Genomic DNA, 16,934 nt, shown 5'->3' with positions numbered 1-16,934 from the left:
TAGTAAGTCTTTTGGGTGCCTATATTGCTTGTTAATACGACAGAACCATAGGCAGCTTATTTCCCGTTCAGATAGGATTGTATCTTGGGATAATCAATGGCTTACCAGATTCTGGATCGCAAATAATACGGCAGGCGAGACCAAACACATCAGCGATACTCTGCTCGTTGATAATCTCTTCTGGCACACCTTCGGCGTAAATTTTGCCATTTTTCATCATAATTAAATGTGAGGCGTAACGTAGTGCCAGGTTAATATCGTGTAGTACTAGCACCAACGTTTTCCCCTGTAAATATAGACGCTGACAGAGATCGAGCATTTCAATCTGATGAGTGATATCCAGATAAGTGGTTGGTTCATCTAACAGTACAATGGGTGTTTGTTGTGCCAATGTCATAGCAAACCAGGCGCGCTGGCGCTGACCACCGGAAAGCTCACTCACTAACCGTTGCGACATCTCCTGGAGTTCGACCGCATATAAAGCGTCGTTAACTGCTCGTTCATCTTCTGCTGACCACTGTCGTAAAAAGGATTGGTGAGCGTAACGTCCACGTGAAACCAAATCGTATACTGTCAACGCTTCGGTGATGGTTGCCCCTTGTGTTAGCAGAGACAGCTCACGTGCTACCGCTTTTGGCTTGTAATGTCGAATATTGTTCCCATCAAGCAGGATTTCACCGTGCTGTGGCGTTATACCTCGGCTAATGGCGCGTAGTAGGGTCGATTTTCCACAACCATTCGGGCCAATGATGACGCTGAATTCACCATCACGAATAGAAATATTTAGGCACTCAACAATCGTTTTCTTGCCGTATGCTAGCGAAAGCGCTTGGGCTGTTAGTCGTGAGGCGGTGGTTGAGGAATTCATATCGAATGACATGACTTTGTTCTCCTTAATTCAGCGTACAGCAAATACATCAAATAGACACCGCCTACCCCTGCGGTGATAACTCCTATTGGCAGACGCGCCGAAGTAGGAAGTAGCAAAGTAATTAAATCGGAAGCAAGCAGTAATAATGCTCCCACCAGTGCCGAGCAGAATAGCGCAGTGCCTTTGGCCCGTACTAAGCGGCGGGCGATTTGTGGAGCAGAAAGTGCGATAAAAGCCACCGGCCCGACAACCAGTACCGCCATTGAGGCCAGTATGACCGCCAGTAACAAACTCATAAGCTGAATTATACGTACTGATACACCGAGCGTATTAGCAACTTCATAGCCGAGATTGACGTAGTTTAATTGTCGGCCTAGCCAGAGTAGAAAGGGGACAAACAGTATCATCGTTCCATAAATTAACCCAACATCTTGCCAGCGTCGGTTGGCGAGGCTACCGTGCAGCAGCGAAGCAAGTTGTTGCGCCTGTTCAAGGCGCACATTCGAGATAGCAAAATTAACAAATGCCATGCAAAGAGCGGCGATAGCAATTCCAGAGATGACAATCCTGGTTGTCTGCATCTGTCCGGAGCTGCTAATGTTTCCGGCATATACCAGTAGTACAGCAAAGCTAGCTCCTAGCAGCGCACCTAAAGCAACGGGTAGTACTCCAGGCCAGATGATCAGGGTGGTGACTATCCCTGCGGCAGCACCGGCATTGACGCCGATAATATCCGGGCTCCCGAGTGCGTTGCGGGTCGTCAGTTGAAAAAGTGAACCTGAGAGCGCCAGCGTTGCACCCGCTCCGATAGCCACTAATGCGCGGGGTAAACGTAGCTGTGTGAGAATAAATTCCTGATAGGGGGTTGAGGTTGTTAGCCAGGGGTTATCGATACCTTGCTTACCCAGTACCAGAGAGAGATAAAACAGCACAGCGAGCAGTAGCAATATCAATAAGATGGCTCTTTGGGTCCGTTGTGGAGGTACAAGAAAAACAGCAGTTCCCAACATGAAGGTTCGAGTTTTTGCCGGTCTAGATGGGTTAATCTGCGACATAATTAACTCCACGATAGGTTTTAATAACCAGATAGAGCAAAGGTCCACCAATTCCTGCGGTGATAATTCCCACCATGATCTCCCCGGGTGCTATCACCAACCGCGCCAGTATATCGGAAGTGAGCAAGAGGCAAGGCCCGGCGAACAGGCAATAGGGTAATAGCCAGCGGAAATCGCTGCCAACTAAAGCCCGCATCAAGTGGGGGGCAGCCAAGCCAATAAAGGCAATAGGGCCTGCCATAGCGGTAGCTACTGCCGCCAGCATAGTAGCAGTAATAAGCGACAACACGCGGGTGCGGGCAACATTAGCGCCAAGTGAGCTGGCAATGCCTTCACCAAATACCATCACATTTAGGGAAGAGCTGAGTGAAAGGGCCAATATTAAGGCAAATAACAGATAGGGTATCAGTGAACTCGCTTCTGCCAGAGACATTGCGCTAAGTGATCCAATCGTCCAGAAGCGATAACTATCCAGTATATGCGCATTCATTAATACGAAACCTTGCACAAAAGCAAATAGGCAGGCGTTAATAGCGGCACCAGTCAATACCATGCGTGCTGGATTGCTATTACGTTGTCCTCCACTGAGCAGGTAGAACAGCAATGTAGCCAGACTAGCGCCAATAAATGCTGTCCAGAAGCGCGGAAGCTCATCCAGTATGGGTATGAAAGAGAAACTGACAACCACCGCAGCAGCCCCGGCGTTAACACCCAGTAAACCCGGCTCGGCTAGTGGATTACGCAGCAATCCCTGTGTTATGGCACCGGAAAGCGCTAGGGCTGCACCGGCCATGATGCCGATTAATGTGCGTGGTTTGCGGGCATTGATGACCAGATCGCTATAGCTACCACTGTCGCCCAACCAATAGTGATGCCATATAGTTGATAACGGTAACATTTTTGCGCCCAGACTCAGACTGGCAGTAATACAAATCAAGGTCAGCAGTATCATAAGACCCAAGCCAAGTAGCAGTACGAATCGCCGTTTAGGATTTGTCATGATGATTTAATTGCCTCTGCCAGCACGGGCATAAATTGCGATAAGCCCCAGCGCAAACTAAGTGGTGTACCGTAAGACATAGCAACAACCAATGATTGGTCAGTTAGTGGGATATAACCTCCCTGATGCACGGCACGGATAGATTGAAACAGTGGCTGTGCTTCTACTGCTTTACGTTCTTGTTCATTATTGAACCAAGTCACTAAGATATCAGCGCCATTAAGATAATCCGCATTTTCCAGTCCTATATTAGCGGCGAAACTGCCGAAGGGATCGGCTAATGTGCTGACTGATGGCAATAGTGTCAAACCAAGGTGTATTAAAGTATCGACGCGAGGATCGCCTCTGACGTATACCGATAGCATGTTACTGCTGATACCTGCTTTGATGTAGGCGAAAGTGTAGCCACTGATATGCGGGATGGTATTACCTGATTCGCGTAATATGACATCCAGTTCAGTAGCGAGTTGCTCTCCTTGCGGCTGTTTATCTAGCGCACGAGCAATTAATTCAATCTGTTGTTGTGGTGTTGTGAGCCAAGGGGCAGATGGATAAGCGATCACTGGGGCGAAATATGATAAATGGTCATAAATCTCTTGGGTGATGCCTGATTGGGTTGCCACAATCAGATCAGGCTTAAGGCTAATGACCTTCTCAATGTCTAATTCGGGGTACATATCTATCACAGTAGGCAAAGTCTCGCCACGCTGTTGTATCGCTTGTTTGAACCACGGCAGATAGCCTTGTTCATCCCCGCCCCAACGATGGGATTCAATCCCGACAGGGACGATACCAAGATCCAGTACGATATCTTCCGCTCCTGCGCCCAAGGTAACAACACGTTGGGGTTGATGTGGAATCACCGCCGTACCCAATGCGGTAGTTATTTCTTTAGGATAACCAAGCTTATCTGACGATACATTGTCTGTTCTGGCTGGCTTATCACAGCCAGCCAGCAGACTGACCAACAGCACTGACAGTACGGCAAACCCTTTGTAACGCTTCAATTTCATTGTTTGCTTTCCTTCAAATAAATAGAAACATAAGGTTTGCTGCCCGTAGTGCTATGTAGTGCTATAACAAACTCAGAACTTATAACGCAAGATCGCTTCGATGTTGCGAGGTGCGCCATAGTAATACTGAGAATATTGGCCGAACTGAGTGTAGTAGGTCTTATCAAAGACGTTATTCAGGTTAACCGTCAAAGAGAGATCCGGTGTGAATTGATAACGGCTCATTAGGTTAACCACAGCAAAGCTGTTTTGTTCCGCTTGCATTGATGTCTTCCCAGGCCCATCAACAGTCAACCAGGTTTTATCCTGCCAGTTAACACCACCACCGATGGTCAGATTACTCATCGCACCTGGCAGGGTGTAGGTGGTAAACAGTTTAAACAACCTGTTTGGCGTATTGGTATTGATTCGCACACCATTAGGATCTGTTGCGCGGAATTGCGTGTAACCAGTATAAAGACGCCAGTTATCTGTCAGTTGACCACTGATCTCTGCTTCAAACCCGCGAGTTTTGGTGCCATCTACTGCATAGTAAGCAGTGGAGTTGTCCGGTAACTTCACGGTACCTGCCTGTGGCAGATTATCCTGACGGATTTCAAACACCGATAGTGAGTAATCAATACCGTTATCGAAAGCAACACCTTTTAGACCCGCTTCGTAGTTTTGTCCAGATACTGGGGCAAGTAACTGATTATTGCGGTCGCGGCGGTTTTCTGGGTTGAATATCCCGGTATAACTGGTGTAAACCGACAAGTCTTGAGTGATGTTATAGATCAACCCACCGTAAGGAACAAATTCGTCACTGTAGCTGGCATTTTGTGGGGTATTGAAATTATCACCGCGTGTTTGCCAACTGGTGACTCGGCCACCGAGAATCAGTGTCAGCGGATCTGCCAGAGAAATCTGAGTGACTGCATAACCTGCGGTCTGTTCATTACGGCCTTTTGAACCATTGGATCGTGTTTTGCTCCAGTCTGGCTCTGGATATTGCCAGCCAGAAGCGGTGAAATCACCTAGTCCAGAGCAGTTACGCTTGAGCATACAGGTGGCATAAAAATAATCGTTCTGGAAATCCTGTTGCTGATGGTTCAAACCGAAGCTGACATGATGAGTTCGGTTAAACAACCGGTAGTCACCGTTCACTTGTAGATCGTAGTTCTTCTGACGTCGACTGCCATCGATAAGTGTCATGTTACCCGGTACCATACCGATATTGGTGCTGCGGTTAGGAAAACTTGTTGCCCACAGGACTTTTTGGTCCAGAGCATTATTATCATAAGTAAAGGTACCTTTCACACTCCAGCCGTTGTCAAAGTTATGTTGCAGGCTGGTGAAAGTAGAGAAGGTCCGAACCTTTGAAAAAGTCCAATCAGGTGCATAGCTGTCGCTGCGTTTATAATCTGTTTTGCTGCCGTCTGCAAAGTAGATCGGAAAACCGCCAAACATACCGCCACGAGTATGATTACGTTGATAATCAGCGCCTATAGTCAACAACGTATTTTCTGTCAAATCCGCTTCAAGAATGCCATAGAACGGGTATTTTTCGTGATTATTGCGATCAATAAAGGAGTTGGCTCCTTGATAAGCTGTGATAAAACGTCCGCGTAGGTTGCCACTGTCGTTTAATGGGCCAGAGAGATCAAGGCCAGTGCGCCATTTATCCCAAGAACCGGCGCCGGCAGAGAATTCGCCACGGAAATCACGGGTTGGTCGTTTACGAGTCAGGTTAACCGCTGCCGAAGGATTGCCTGGGCCAACCATCAAACCGGCTGCCCCACGTACCACTTCGATACGATCAAACAGGTCAGTGTCTAGGAGATTGTCGCCATAGTTAAAGCGGGTGTCGTAGTAGGTAGCAACCCCATCACGCAGGATGTTATTGATAGACATGCCACGAGAAGTAAACCCGAAACGATCGCTATCAAACTGGCGTACGCTCATACCGGTTGTGCTATCGATGACGCTATTAACACTGTCCAGATTTTCGTCAAGCATACGTTGTTTGGTTATGACACTGACGGTTTGTGGCGTTTCACGAGCTGAAAGATTTAGGCCGGTGGCGGTGACCATCGAAGTGGTATTGTACATACCGGTATCTTCGGTCACCCCTTCATTTTCTGATTGTGAAGCGGTGACAATAATCGTGCTTTCATTTTGGGCAGCGGTTTTATCGCTTTTACTCTGTGCACTTTCCGCGATTGCATAGCTATTTCCCATCAATACTAACTGTATAGTCATTGCAAGAGTTGTTTTTTTTATCATGGAATCCTTTTGCAAAAACGGATACATCACTTTCTTATTATTCATCCCATCCCCAAATTAAGTCTTTTAGTACTTATCTATGTTGATATTTTTATTTATTGCTGCTCTGCCTGATGAAGAGCAACCGAGTATTCATGGCGTAAAGCGTATAGCGGGTTAACTAAAGTTCCGGCGAATTTAAGATTCTTTTCACGGTCGTCGAGATCGATCATCTGTTGATTGTTTGCCATTTGCAGACGGTTCAGACAGGTACGAATAAATTCCCGCTTAAACAAGTCGAACTTGCGGAATTTTTCAATCTGATGCAGATGTTGTGATTGATAATTATGGACACAACGGGCAACCAGTAGCCAGAAACGCTCTTCGGGTAGATTGAGATCTTTTTGCAGCAGCGGAATCAGGTAGCGGAAGAAGCAATCGAAGATATCAAGGAAGATGTAGTTAATTTTCATGTCGTCTTCGATAGTGACGTGCAAGAAATTAATCTCTTCAGGCAATTGGAGATCACCATTCAAAATAGCAATTTCTTCACCAATATCTTTCATCAACATTTTTGTCGGGCTGTTATTATCCAATACCAACATCAGGTTTTCGCCATGTGGCATAAATACCAGATCATAGGTGAAGAAAGAGCGCAGTAATGGAGAAAGGTAAGCATCGAGATAGCGTGACACCCACTCTTCTGCACTAAAACCGGAATCTTTTACCAAAGCCGCGACGACGGAATGACCTTGATAATCAACATGCAGTAACGAAGCCATTGTCATCAAGCGTTGGTTATCTTTCAACAGCGTCATTGGGCTTTCGCGCCACAGTGCTGACAACATTTTCTTATGGGGACTGTCCTTCTTAATGGCTGATTCAAAGTAGTTATTGAAATAACCGAGAGCAGCACGTTCCCGTAATACGGTAAAACCCTTCTGTTGGAAGAAACTGTCACTATGGACTAAGTTGCCGAGCCATTCATTGACTGATGGGGTTTTGACCATGCTGTGTGGATCAAGTCCGCGCATAAAGCCCATGTTCAATACGGATAGGGCAGTCTTAACGTAGTTCTTTTTCGGTTGAGTAATGTTGAAGAAAGTGCGGATAGATTGCTGTGCGAGGTAGCGATCATGACCTTCTCCAAGATAAATAATATGATTATTGGCAATATCTGCTGCAAAGCTGATAGCAATACGGTGTTGCCATTGCCAAGGATGGAGAGGCATCAGATAATAATCTGATGGACATAATCCCAGCATATTAAGGTGGCGTTCAAATTGCGCCGGCAGGTATTTCCCTAGTTCTTCTTCTATTAATTGTTGGTATGAAAGATCGGATAGTGCAGAGAAAGTAGCTTTATTCTTATGTACCGCAATCCAGATTAAAGTCACGGGGCTGGCGCTTTCAGGCGCATAGCGCTGATAATCATCGGCATCGAAACCAATTCGACCATTATTGGCGATAAAGACTGGATGACCTTCACTCATTGCCGTTTCAACGACTTGATAATCGGCATGAGCTAAATCTTGGGCTGTAAATCGGTTGTACTGATATTTAAAAGCGTGACCGTAGAGCGTACTGGATATCTCGTCGAGATAAATCGGCAGCATTTTTTCCGGGATTTCCAACTGCGGATGCAACTCAATAATGAGTTGAATAGCATCGAGTGGCTGAGATTGATTATCCCTGAATTTGGTTATGGAAGCGGCATCAATATCAATATGATCGAGCTGATAAGTTTCCGCTTGAAAATGGTATTGGTAGTCACCTATTGTCAGAGAGTACTGCTGCCGTCCATGATAGGTAGGATTAATTAATTTTTCGTGACATAGCTCACGTAATATTTTTGTCACCAGATGGCGATTGGCACGGAGCCAGTTCTCTGCGTTAAGATGCAGAGTGTGATTATTAGAGTTAATATGTAGTGAACTCATGGTGATAACAATCCCTATTCATAATCAAAAATCATATCCAACATAGTCGTTGTACACTGGAAACAAATCGGTACGCTTAATTCTGAAATTTTCGAATATAAGCATCCTTTTTCCAGATATTCATTCCGGTTCTCTTAGACAGGTAACTTTTGGGGTATTCAATTTTGATAACATTAATACAAATTATTATCATTAACAACTGTGTAAGTGTAGGGATTTGCTCTGGTTTTGTTTAAATTACAGGCAAAAATGGGGCATTATGGTGCTGCATTGGGATGAGTAAGGTAAATTAGGGGAGGATTTTTGATCGGCTATAACCTTTGAGTAAACCTGCTTTTGTATCGAGATGATGTTCAATGACATGCTGTAATTATTTCGAGAGTGAGATAGCATAATGCACAGGCGTTTTGCATGGCGTCTGTGATTTTTTAATATTGAGGAAAAGCGTGTCTACCGCAGAGGTCATTAATACGATATCACTGACAGAGCAGGTATTGCGGGAAACCTTTGGTTATCTGCAATTCCGTCTTGGTCAGCAACAGGTCATCAATACCATTCTTGAAGGGCGTGATTGTCTGGTCATTATGCCGACTGGTGGCGGTAAATCATTGTGCTACCAAATTCCAGCGCTGGTACAGGAAGGGGTCACTTTGGTTGTTTCCCCACTGATCTCTTTAATGAAAGATCAGGTGGATCAACTGCGGGCAAATGGCGTTGCTGCGGATTGCTTGAATTCAACTCAGGCCCGCGAACAGCAGATTGATGTGATTCGGCGTTGTCGTCAGGGCATGATTAAATTGCTGTATATCGCCCCAGAGCGCTTGATGATGGATAACTTCCTTGAGCAACTTCTGGAATGGCAACCTGCAATGCTGGCTGTGGATGAAGCTCACTGTATTTCACAGTGGGGCCATGATTTCAGGCCGGAATATCGGGCGTTGGGGCAGCTCAGGCAACGCTTTCCGACATTACCTGTCATTGCGTTGACGGCCACCGCAGATGAAACGACCCGCAATGATATTGTCCGACTACTGAATCTTAATAATCCGCTTATCCATATCAGCAGTTTTGATCGTCCCAATATTCGCTATACCTTGATAGAAAAATATAAGCCATTAGATCAACTGTGGCTATTTATTCGCGGCCAGAAAGGTAAAAGTGGCATTGTGTACTGCAACAGCCGCAGCAAAGTTGAAGAGATATCAGAGCGTTTACAAAAACGTGGCTTGAGTGTTGCCCCATACCATGCCGGGTTGGATAACAGCCAGCGTGCGCGGGTGCAGGATGCATTTCAGCGTGATGATTTGCAGGTTGTAGTGGCAACTGTGGCATTTGGTATGGGAATTAATAAACCCAATGTTCGGTTTGTGGTTCATTTCAATATTCCGCGTAATATCGAATCCTATTATCAGGAGACTGGGCGTGCCGGGCGTGATGGTCTGCCGGCGGAAGCGGTGTTGTTCTATGATCCCGCTGATATGGTATGGCTTCGCCGTTGTCTGGAAGAGAAAGAGGCGGGTACACAGCAGGATATTGAACGGCATAAGCTCAATGCAATGGGGGCTTTTGCCGAAGCGCAAACTTGCCGCCGTCTGGTGTTATTGAACTATTTTGGTGAAAGCAAACAAACCTCTTGTGGTAACTGTGATATCTGCCTTGATCCGCCAAAAAATTATGATGGCTTGGTGGATGCTCAAAAAGCGCTTTCTTGTATTTACCGGGTTGGGCAGCGCTTTGGTATTGGCTATATTGTTGAAGTGCTTAGAGGCGCGAATAATCAGCGTATCCGTGATATGAGACATGATCATTTGCCGGTTTATAGTATTGGTAAAGATCAAAGTCAGGAACACTGGGTGAGTGTATTGCGGCAGCTTATTCATTTAGGCTTTATCAGTCAAAACATCGCCAATTATTCTGCGTTACAATTAACAGAGGCGGCACGTCCAATATTGCGTGGTGAAGTTTCACTAAAATTGGCTGTTCCACGAATACAGAGCCTAAAAGGGCGCACTCAGCAAAGTAAATCGTATAGTGGTAATTATGATCGCAAACTGTTTGCCAAGCTACGCAAATTACGGAAATCTATTGCTGACGAAGAAAATATCCCTCCTTTTGTTGTATTTAACGATGTCACGCTGATTGAAATGGCAGAGCAATGCCCGGTTACGGAGGGTGAAATGTTATTAATCAACGGGGTAGGGCAACGGAAACTTGAACGTTTTGGTAATGTCTTTATGGCTTTAATTCGTGAACATCTAGAGGAGTTTGGATAGTCAGAGGGCAACTTATGACGCCAGAAATGTTAAAAGAAAGTTGGCTCAATCGTGAGACACAGTTCTCTGCTTTTGCCAATGGGCCTCTGTTAGATTTTTGGCAAGTCAGGAAGGAGTGTGATTTTATCGGTGTCGATAATGTCCTGATACGTTATGTCCGTTTTTGCACAACAATAAAAAATTATAGAGCGGTCATTATCTTTCCTGGCCGTAGTGAAAGTTATATTAAATACTCGGAAGTGGCATTTGATTTTTATCACCTTGGTTACGATGTTTTTGTTATTGATCATCGTGGACAAGGACGATCCAGCAGGATGCTCGAAGATTCACAAAAAGGACATGTAGAAAAATTTGATGACTATATTACTGACGTTGAGATATTTATAGAAAGAGAAATTCTTCCTCGTCATTATTCTCACTGTTATGCGTTAGCCCATTCAATGGGGGCGGCAATATTAGGGGGATTTTTATTACGTCACAGCCAGGTTTTTGATGCAGCGGCCCTTTCCGCTCCTATGTTTGGTATTAACTTTCCTATGCCGCGTTGGTTGGCAACTTTCTTGGTGAACCGGGCTGAAAAGCAGCCAGATATGCGCAACCATTATGCAGTACTAACTGGGAAATGGTACCCGTTGCCTTATTTACTTAACCTCCTAACGCACAGTTATGAACGTTATAACCGTTACCTCCGCTATTACGCGGATTATCCGGAATTACGCATAGGTGGCCCAACATATCACTGGATACGGGAAAGTATTTGGATTGGCGATATGCTGATAGAAAAAGCCGGAGAAATTGAGACACCATTGATGGTCTTAAAAGCCAGTGAGGATAAAGTCATTAATAATCAGAAAATACGGGCTTTTTGTGAATTACGTAGGAGAAAGAGGAGCTTCATTGAAGGGCCGTTACCGTTAATTATTCCGGGAGCGCATCATGAAATCCTATTTGAAAAAGATAAATTACGTAGCCAGGCACTCAACGCCATTTGTGATTTTTTTGACCAGAATTGATTCAATTATAGGAATGATAACTATGTATCACATTGTTGCTTCAGATTTAGATGGCACTTTGCTGTCTCCTGATCACAAATTAACTTCTTACACCAAGGAAACCCTTAATTTACTGACCGATAAAGGCATTCATTTTATTTTTGCTACCGGTCGTCATCATGTAGATGTTGCGCAGATCCGAGATGTTCTTGGTATTGATGCCTATATGATTACTTCCAATGGCGCTCGGGTACACAATGCTATGGGTGAACTGGTTTTCAGTCACAATGTTGATCCTGAGATTGTGCATGACTTGTGTCTAATGGAGTTTGATAACGCTGATATTCTGACGAATTATTATTGCCATGATCACTGGTACATGAATCGTGAATGCCCTGAGCAGAAAGAGTTTTTTCAGGAATCAGTGTTCCATTATCAACTTTTTGAGCGTGACAACTTTAAAACCGATGATGTATGTAAAGTTTATTTTACCTGCGGAGATCATGATCTATTAGTTACGTTGGAAGAGAAAATCAAAGCGCGTTGGGGTGATAGAGTCAATGTAAGTTTCTCGTTGCGCAATTGCCTGGAGGTTATGGCGGGTGGTGTTTCGAAAGGTCATGCACTTGAGCAGGTAGCTCAAGCTATAGGCTATAAGCTGAGTGATTGTATTGCTTTTGGCGATGGCATGAATGACTTTGAAATGCTGACGGTAGCAGGTAAGGGCTGTATTATGCAAGATGCTCACCAGCGCTTGAAAGATATCCTGCCAGATATGGAAGTGATTGGCTCAAACGCTGATGATGCGGTTTCCCACTATTTGTGCAAAATGTATCAGGTTTAATTTATTATCCACTGTAATTGCAGCGCTATTGGCGCTGTTTTTTCATTAATTTACTGTTTGTCATATTTATAACTCTGTCATCAAGGGGAGTATTTGTAGATCCCGCAAGCAGATTTCAATATCATTGGCTTTATTGATATGTTCTTGGTTTTCGATGTCAAAAATATCTTTTGTCGTGATAATCAATGAGCCTTTTTTGTCATTTTTATCAGAGATAGATATTATTTCTTCCGCCATTGGAACTAAAGTCGGGTCTATTTCTATTGGCAAATAGAGCATCCAGCCGGCACTTAAACGATCTGAGAAGACCTGTTTTCTTCTTATTCTATAATTATCAGTTTCTACCATAATATAAGGTGAATTATGGCTAAAAACTAGAAACTTGATAAACTCAATCAACTTAAGAAAGTGAAACTCTTTTCCTTTAGTGGATATATTAATCTCTATTTTTGTTTGACCTTGTCTTTCAACATGATAATTAAAGTAACTAACTGAGCATGCTTGCCCATCCTCTCCTCCATCCCAGACCCCTGATATAACCGTAGGATCTTCTTCCGTATAATTTTCTTTAAAGTCGTTTATACATTCGTCTGTTATTCCTCTCTCATCAAAAGCTACCCGAGTTAATGCTTCTTCGCGGCTATTTCCTCCTAAGTACCATATTTTAGAGTATCCAAAGAAGATATCTTCCAATTGTTTTACGATTTTATAAGTATCATTAACTGCAATGTCTGGAGTTAATGGATTTTTCCAATCTGTATATATTTCTATATCTAAAGATAAAATAGTCATTCATTTTTCCTATTAGAAATTATTAGGTTAATAAGGGGTATGAAATACTTTAATATTGGAATAAACAGACAATTTCTCTAAATAATAGGCGTAGCTGATAGGTTGCATAAAATGCCAATGAGAATTTGGTATATTATTTAATGAAGTACACACCCACTGTTGTCTTTTTCCTTGTTTTTGTATTGAGTAGTCTGACGATTTCCACCAAGGTTTGGGTTTACCATTTTCAAAAAACTGATCATGTTTAGCCTTAGCCTCAAGAAATAAACATTGTGCAGGTTTCCAACCATCGAAATTTGTATCCATACATAACCAAGTTTCAATTATGCTTAATTCAGGGTTGTATATCGTCCCGGCAATTTTTGTTTGATAAGCAATGGTTATTTCTGAATACGATGTGGTCTTTTCCCAAACCATCGTAACGTTGCCAATTGCCGGACATTTCTCACATTCGGTACGGGACGAAGCAATTGTTTGTGTATTCGCTTTTGCCTTGTCTTGTTCACCTTCTTTATTTTTGGTGCTTTCCATCACACCAACGGCGGCTAATCCTGTTGCACAAGCAGCCAGTGTCCATTCAGCAGCAGCTAAAAGAGCAGGAGCCGCTGGCGCAAGAAGTGGTAATGGCATATCAATTTCTCCTTTTCGATAAATTATCCATGACTCGCAAATAATCACGGTATTGTTGTTCTGGGCTATCTCCCGTGTTCAACATATTCTGGATTTCTGACGAGCTGTGAAAATCATGATTAAACGCAACGAAGTATAAATAAGAGCGGATCAATGCTTCATCCTTAAACCCCATCGCAATTAAATCCAGATAAGCCTTCTTTAACCGCTTGTGCAGGTTGTATTCGCTTTCATTTTCGACTAATTCACTGTGCTCAGCCAGAATACGCTGTCGGATCTGGGTCACATAAGCCTCATCTTCCGCATCAATAAATTTAGCGACCTGCTCCTTGCTGAGTTTTATCATCACTAGACTCCTTTTACAAAATGGTCATTATTATCAAAAGAATACACCCACTCATGAATACCGTCAGTGAATGCCGACAATTGCTCTGGGCTGAAAATATCCCGGATCTGATGCAAGATGCGGGGATCGTAAAAACGCAGCAATGCCGTTTCCCCTGTTTCCAACTCGATATTCAGGTAGTTTTCAAGGTGACGGGTTAGTTTGTCCAAAGACTGCGTGGTGTTTAGCCAAGACACCGAAGGTGCAACCTTTTCCAGCGCAGATAACTTTTCTTCCCATGATTTCGCATAAGCCATATCAAACAACCACGGCCCCGCGAACGCAATTTTGGCATCCGGGTATTGCCGGAACAGAGGATTATTCGTGCCGGCGATATACTTAATCTCCTCAGCAAAATGACGTTCATACTGTAGGCCGCTGACTAAGGCATACCATTTCATTTCGGGATGCATTTCTCTGTATTCACTCCATTCTTTCTGTAATTCCGGTGTCATGACTGCCCCCTTATAACGATTGCTGTGCCATCCTGTTCTGCTTTCATCAGACAGGTCAGACAGATTTCTTTCAACGGCGCCGTCAGGGCTTTTTCTGCCTGTATGACGCTCGCCTGTTTCAGTTTATCTAGCTTATCTGGCAGCTTGCCGCCCCAACCTGAGCCGCTGCCGGGTGATCCACTGCCAAAGTTAATGCCCGCACTGCTGGTAATACCGCCCGCATCGATTTTAAGGAAGTGCCCGGCGGCCTGTAGAGTCAGTTCACTGCCAGCATCAATCACGACTTTAGCGCCGGAACTTAGGTGAATTTCATTACCGCTTTGAGTTAACAGGGCATCATCTGCCTTGATATGGAGTTTCTGCCCCGTAGATAGAGAAATATCATTGCCCGCCTGTACGCGGTACTCATTGTCAATGCGTAAATGGGCATCATGTTTGATATGATGTGTCCGGTTGTGCCCGATATTATGGGTTTCATCATTCAGAACCTGCGTATTCATATCCCGTTGAGCATGAATAAACACTTCTTCACTGCCGTTTGCATCCTCAAAACGTAATTCGTTAAAACCGTTACCTTTATGTGTTTTGGTTCTGAACGTGGTGCGCGTCTTTTCTGCGGGTAAATTCAGCGGCGGGCGGTTAAGGCCGTTGTAAGTGCATCCGGTGATAATAGGCCGGTCAATATCGCCGTTGAGATAGGAGATAATCACTTCCTGACCGACTCGCGGCGTTGCCAGAAAACCAAATCCGTTGCCATTCCACCCTTGTGCAATCCGCACCCAGCAAGAAGCCCGGTCGTCAGGCGCGTCATAACGGTTCCAGTGAAAGTGAACGCGAACCGCGCCATCTTTATTGACGTAAATTTCCTCGGTGCTGGGCCCGACAACTGTTGCGATTTCATCGCCGTCAGCCAGTGGTTTATAGCGGTATGGCGGCCGCCAATCGTTGCGGCCTGGTATAAACCGGGTTTGTGAATTCAGGGTGGTGCCGGTTCCGCCGTCGCCTAAAACCGCAGGGACATGCCCTGTATGTTGGGAAGAGATGACTTGCCAGCGGTCATTCATGGCGTCAATCGGGTGGTTGGTTAATGTGAAGATTCTGCCCGGCATTAATCGAATACAATTACTGTTCGCTATCCCTGATTTGCTGTCAGCGCGCAGGGCTTCCAGCCGGTACTGGGTAAACGGAATGGCCTCTTTATCTTTCTGAAAACGCCCGTAACTTTCGAAAATATGAAATAGTGTGTCGTTCTCTGCCTCAAAATCTGTTGCATTGTGTTGCAAAGCATAATTGGGATTGTGGTAATTTCTGTCTTTTTGATCGGTAGATTCAGGACGCATATGGGAGCCAAACAACCATTTGTAGATAACATTTTCTTCTACTGCGTTGGTGATGTCCGGGTTGTAGATCAGTGTATCCGGGGCCCTCATGTTCAGGTGGCTATCACTCAGATAGAGCCCGTCATCGGCGAACCAGAAGAAAATCCCCTCTTCAGCCGCCAGGCGGGTAAAGAAATCATAGGATGATTCTCTTTTCATGGTGACGTATTCCCGTGTTGAATGTGGGTTATTCAAATGCATATTGGCCCGGAGTTTCTTCTGTTTCAGGATGCTTTGTAAAATATCGGGAATGCTGAGTTGGTGATAAATACGGCTGTCTTGATCGAGTGTCAGAAGCCATATTTCTGGTCTGACTGTCAGGTGATACTGGGTTTGATGCCGGTTTGTGCTTCTAACAACTGCACTTTCAACCAATCCTGTCACTTCACGTTGCAGAATATCGTCACGGGTGACGGTAAACCGCGCGGTTTGGAGCAAGAGGGTATCGGTATCAATATCTGAACGGTGTGCCGCTAACGTCAGAGACAGGGTAAATAACGATGAAAGCGCTTCATCTAACGTAAAGTCAGCCACTGCAAAAGTTTTGGTTTCCAGGTTGCCGATAGTGCAGGAAAAGCGGAGTCCGGTTTTCATAGTGTTTCCTTAATTACATGATCTTCTGATGCCCAGGCATATTGTAAAATTCCCAGCATTCATTGGTGTCGTTATTGATAACGGTTAATCTGTGAAAGCTGGTTTCAACAAAACAGAGGGAGAAAGCGGTGTGTAGTGTTTTAGTAAAAACGTACATTTCTCCTTCATGTTCATAATTTTCTGGTGTCATGCGCAGTGTGATGGCTTGGCCTCTCACAGGAATGCCCTTGTCAAAATGGTAGTATGGCTCAAGGTAGATAGCGCTGAGACCATCGGCCATGCGCTGAATATGTCGGCTACGCGGGGCGTCCAGATGAGCGAAGGTATCAAGTTGTTTGACCAGAGATCTGACTGATTCAATATGACTGAGAAAAAATGGCCCAATCGATAACAAAGATAGTATCGGCCAATGCTGATGACTGTTTACGACGGCAGGAAGATCTTTTTACGCCGCCACGATATTCTTGGCC

General features: G+C 44.5%; 14 protein-coding genes and 1 pseudogene. 3 read left to right on the top strand and 12 right to left on the bottom strand.

Annotated features, from left to right (window positions below):
* Window positions 1–67 precede the first annotated feature (67 nt).
* The 6 genes from KZ793_RS09060 to KZ793_RS09035 all read right to left on the bottom strand — a co-directional run bounded on the left by KZ793_RS09060 (window position 68) and on the right by KZ793_RS09035 (window position 8,120).
* Window positions 68–880, bottom strand: a complete 813-nt coding sequence (locus KZ793_RS09060; RefSeq protein WP_225815032.1) for an ABC transporter ATP-binding protein — start codon at window positions 878–880, stop codon at window positions 68–70.
* Window positions 865–1,926 (bottom strand): FecCD family ABC transporter permease, encoded by a 1,062-nt coding sequence (locus tag KZ793_RS09055; protein WP_225815031.1) that lies wholly within the window; start codon window positions 1,924–1,926, stop codon window positions 865–867. Before KZ793_RS09055 ends, KZ793_RS09060 begins: the two co-directional genes overlap by 16 nt.
* Window positions 1,913–2,926: a FecCD family ABC transporter permease gene (locus KZ793_RS09050; protein WP_225815030.1), complete on the bottom strand. Its 1,014-nt coding sequence runs from the start codon at window positions 2,924–2,926 to the stop codon at window positions 1,913–1,915. Before KZ793_RS09050 ends, KZ793_RS09055 begins: the two co-directional genes overlap by 14 nt.
* Window positions 2,923–3,939 carry an iron-siderophore ABC transporter substrate-binding protein gene (locus KZ793_RS09045; protein ID WP_225815029.1) on the bottom strand — a complete coding sequence of 339 codons (1,017 nt, stop codon included), beginning with the start codon at window positions 3,937–3,939 and terminating at the stop codon, window positions 2,923–2,925. Before KZ793_RS09045 ends, KZ793_RS09050 begins: the two co-directional genes overlap by 4 nt.
* A gap of 72 nt (window positions 3,940–4,011) precedes the next feature.
* Window positions 4,012–6,246 carry a TonB-dependent siderophore receptor gene (locus KZ793_RS09040; RefSeq protein ID WP_339366908.1) on the bottom strand — a complete coding sequence of 745 codons (2,235 nt, stop codon included), beginning with the start codon at window positions 6,244–6,246 and terminating at the stop codon, window positions 4,012–4,014.
* Window positions 6,247–6,296: 50 nt separating this feature from the next.
* The gene (locus tag KZ793_RS09035) at window positions 6,297–8,120 is read right to left on the bottom strand and encodes an IucA/IucC family protein (protein ID WP_225815028.1); all 1,824 of its coding nucleotides are present in this window, start codon (window positions 8,118–8,120) and stop codon (window positions 6,297–6,299) included.
* Between the two features lie 446 nt (window positions 8,121–8,566).
* Between KZ793_RS09035 and recQ the strand changes: the two genes are divergently transcribed.
* The 3 genes from recQ to yigL are packed head-to-tail and all read left to right on the top strand — an operon-like array spanning window position 8,567 to window position 12,229.
* A complete protein-coding gene (gene recQ, locus KZ793_RS09030; protein WP_225815027.1) occupies window positions 8,567–10,393 on the top strand; it encodes an ATP-dependent DNA helicase RecQ in 1,827 nt (608 codons plus the stop codon).
* A gap of 14 nt (window positions 10,394–10,407) precedes the next feature.
* Window positions 10,408–11,406, top strand: coding sequence for a lysophospholipase L2 (pldB, locus tag KZ793_RS09025; RefSeq protein WP_225815026.1), 999 nt, complete (start codon window positions 10,408–10,410; stop codon window positions 11,404–11,406).
* A gap of 22 nt (window positions 11,407–11,428) precedes the next feature.
* On the top strand, window positions 11,429–12,229 hold the full coding sequence (gene yigL / locus KZ793_RS09020; protein WP_225815025.1) for a sugar/pyridoxal phosphate phosphatase YigL: 801 nt from the start codon (window positions 11,429–11,431) through the stop codon (window positions 12,227–12,229).
* Between the two features lie 66 nt (window positions 12,230–12,295).
* On the opposite strand, the gene KZ793_RS09015 is transcribed toward yigL, so the two are convergent.
* The 6 genes and pseudogenes from KZ793_RS09015 to KZ793_RS08990 all read right to left on the bottom strand — a co-directional run.
* Entirely contained in the window at window positions 12,296–13,021 is a 726-nt protein-coding gene (locus KZ793_RS09015) for an immunity 52 family protein (protein ID WP_225815024.1), read from the bottom strand.
* A 27-nt stretch (window positions 13,022–13,048) separates the two neighbouring features.
* Window positions 13,049–13,651 carry a restriction endonuclease fold toxin 5 domain-containing protein gene (locus tag KZ793_RS09010; RefSeq protein WP_225815023.1) on the bottom strand — a complete coding sequence of 201 codons (603 nt, stop codon included), beginning with the start codon at window positions 13,649–13,651 and terminating at the stop codon, window positions 13,049–13,051.
* 1 nt (window position 13,652) lies between these two features.
* Window positions 13,653–13,997: a hypothetical protein gene (locus KZ793_RS09005; RefSeq protein ID WP_225815022.1), complete on the bottom strand. Its 345-nt coding sequence runs from the start codon at window positions 13,995–13,997 to the stop codon at window positions 13,653–13,655.
* Between the two features lie 2 nt (window positions 13,998–13,999).
* Complete coding sequence (locus tag KZ793_RS09000) at window positions 14,000–14,491, bottom strand: DUF4123 domain-containing protein (RefSeq protein WP_225815021.1); 492 nt, start codon at window positions 14,489–14,491, stop codon at window positions 14,000–14,002.
* On the bottom strand, window positions 14,488–16,464 hold the full coding sequence (gene tssI, locus KZ793_RS08995) for a type VI secretion system tip protein TssI/VgrG (RefSeq protein ID WP_225815020.1): 1,977 nt from the start codon (window positions 16,462–16,464) through the stop codon (window positions 14,488–14,490). The genes KZ793_RS09000 and tssI overlap by 4 nt, the downstream gene beginning before the upstream one ends.
* A 13-nt stretch (window positions 16,465–16,477) precedes the next feature.
* A pseudogene (locus KZ793_RS08990) lies at window positions 16,478–16,891 on the bottom strand (type VI secretion system baseplate subunit TssF); the annotation flags it as partial.
* Between the last annotated feature and the right edge of the window lie 43 nt (window positions 16,892–16,934).

It is taken from the genome of Photorhabdus antumapuensis, from assembly GCF_020387775.1.
Taxonomy (GTDB): Bacteria; Pseudomonadota; Gammaproteobacteria; order Enterobacterales; family Enterobacteriaceae; genus Photorhabdus; species Photorhabdus antumapuensis.
This window is presented reverse-complemented; position numbering and strand designations above follow the sequence as displayed.

Excerpts from the sequence above, each read along its gene's own strand:
- yigL (WP_225815025.1), top strand. The coding sequence starts at position 11,429 with ATGTATCACATTGTTGCTTCAGATTTAGATGGCACTTTGCTGTCTCCT.
- KZ793_RS09035 (WP_225815028.1), bottom strand. The coding sequence starts at position 8,120 with ATGAGTTCACTACATATTAACTCTAATAATCACACTCTGCATCTTAAC.
- KZ793_RS09005 (WP_225815022.1), bottom strand. The coding sequence starts at position 13,997 with ATGATAAAACTCAGCAAGGAGCAGGTCGCTAAATTTATTGATGCGGAA.
- KZ793_RS09040 (WP_339366908.1), bottom strand. The coding sequence starts at position 6,246 with ATGAATAATAAGAAAGTGATGTATCCGTTTTTGCAAAAGGATTCCATG.
- tssI (WP_225815020.1), bottom strand. The coding sequence starts at position 16,464 with ATGAAAACCGGACTCCGCTTTTCCTGCACTATCGGCAACCTGGAAACC.
- KZ793_RS09000 (WP_225815021.1), bottom strand. The coding sequence starts at position 14,491 with ATGACACCGGAATTACAGAAAGAATGGAGTGAATACAGAGAAATGCAT.
- KZ793_RS09010 (WP_225815023.1), bottom strand. The coding sequence starts at position 13,651 with ATGCCATTACCACTTCTTGCGCCAGCGGCTCCTGCTCTTTTAGCTGCT.
- KZ793_RS09015 (WP_225815024.1), bottom strand. The coding sequence starts at position 13,021 with ATGACTATTTTATCTTTAGATATAGAAATATATACAGATTGGAAAAAT.
- KZ793_RS09060 (WP_225815032.1), bottom strand. The coding sequence starts at position 880 with ATGTCATTCGATATGAATTCCTCAACCACCGCCTCACGACTAACAGCC.
- pldB (WP_225815026.1), top strand. The coding sequence starts at position 10,408 with ATGACGCCAGAAATGTTAAAAGAAAGTTGGCTCAATCGTGAGACACAG.
- KZ793_RS09050 (WP_225815030.1), bottom strand. The coding sequence starts at position 2,926 with ATGACAAATCCTAAACGGCGATTCGTACTGCTACTTGGCTTGGGTCTT.
- KZ793_RS09055 (WP_225815031.1), bottom strand. The coding sequence starts at position 1,926 with ATGTCGCAGATTAACCCATCTAGACCGGCAAAAACTCGAACCTTCATG.
- KZ793_RS09045 (WP_225815029.1), bottom strand. The coding sequence starts at position 3,939 with ATGAAATTGAAGCGTTACAAAGGGTTTGCCGTACTGTCAGTGCTGTTG.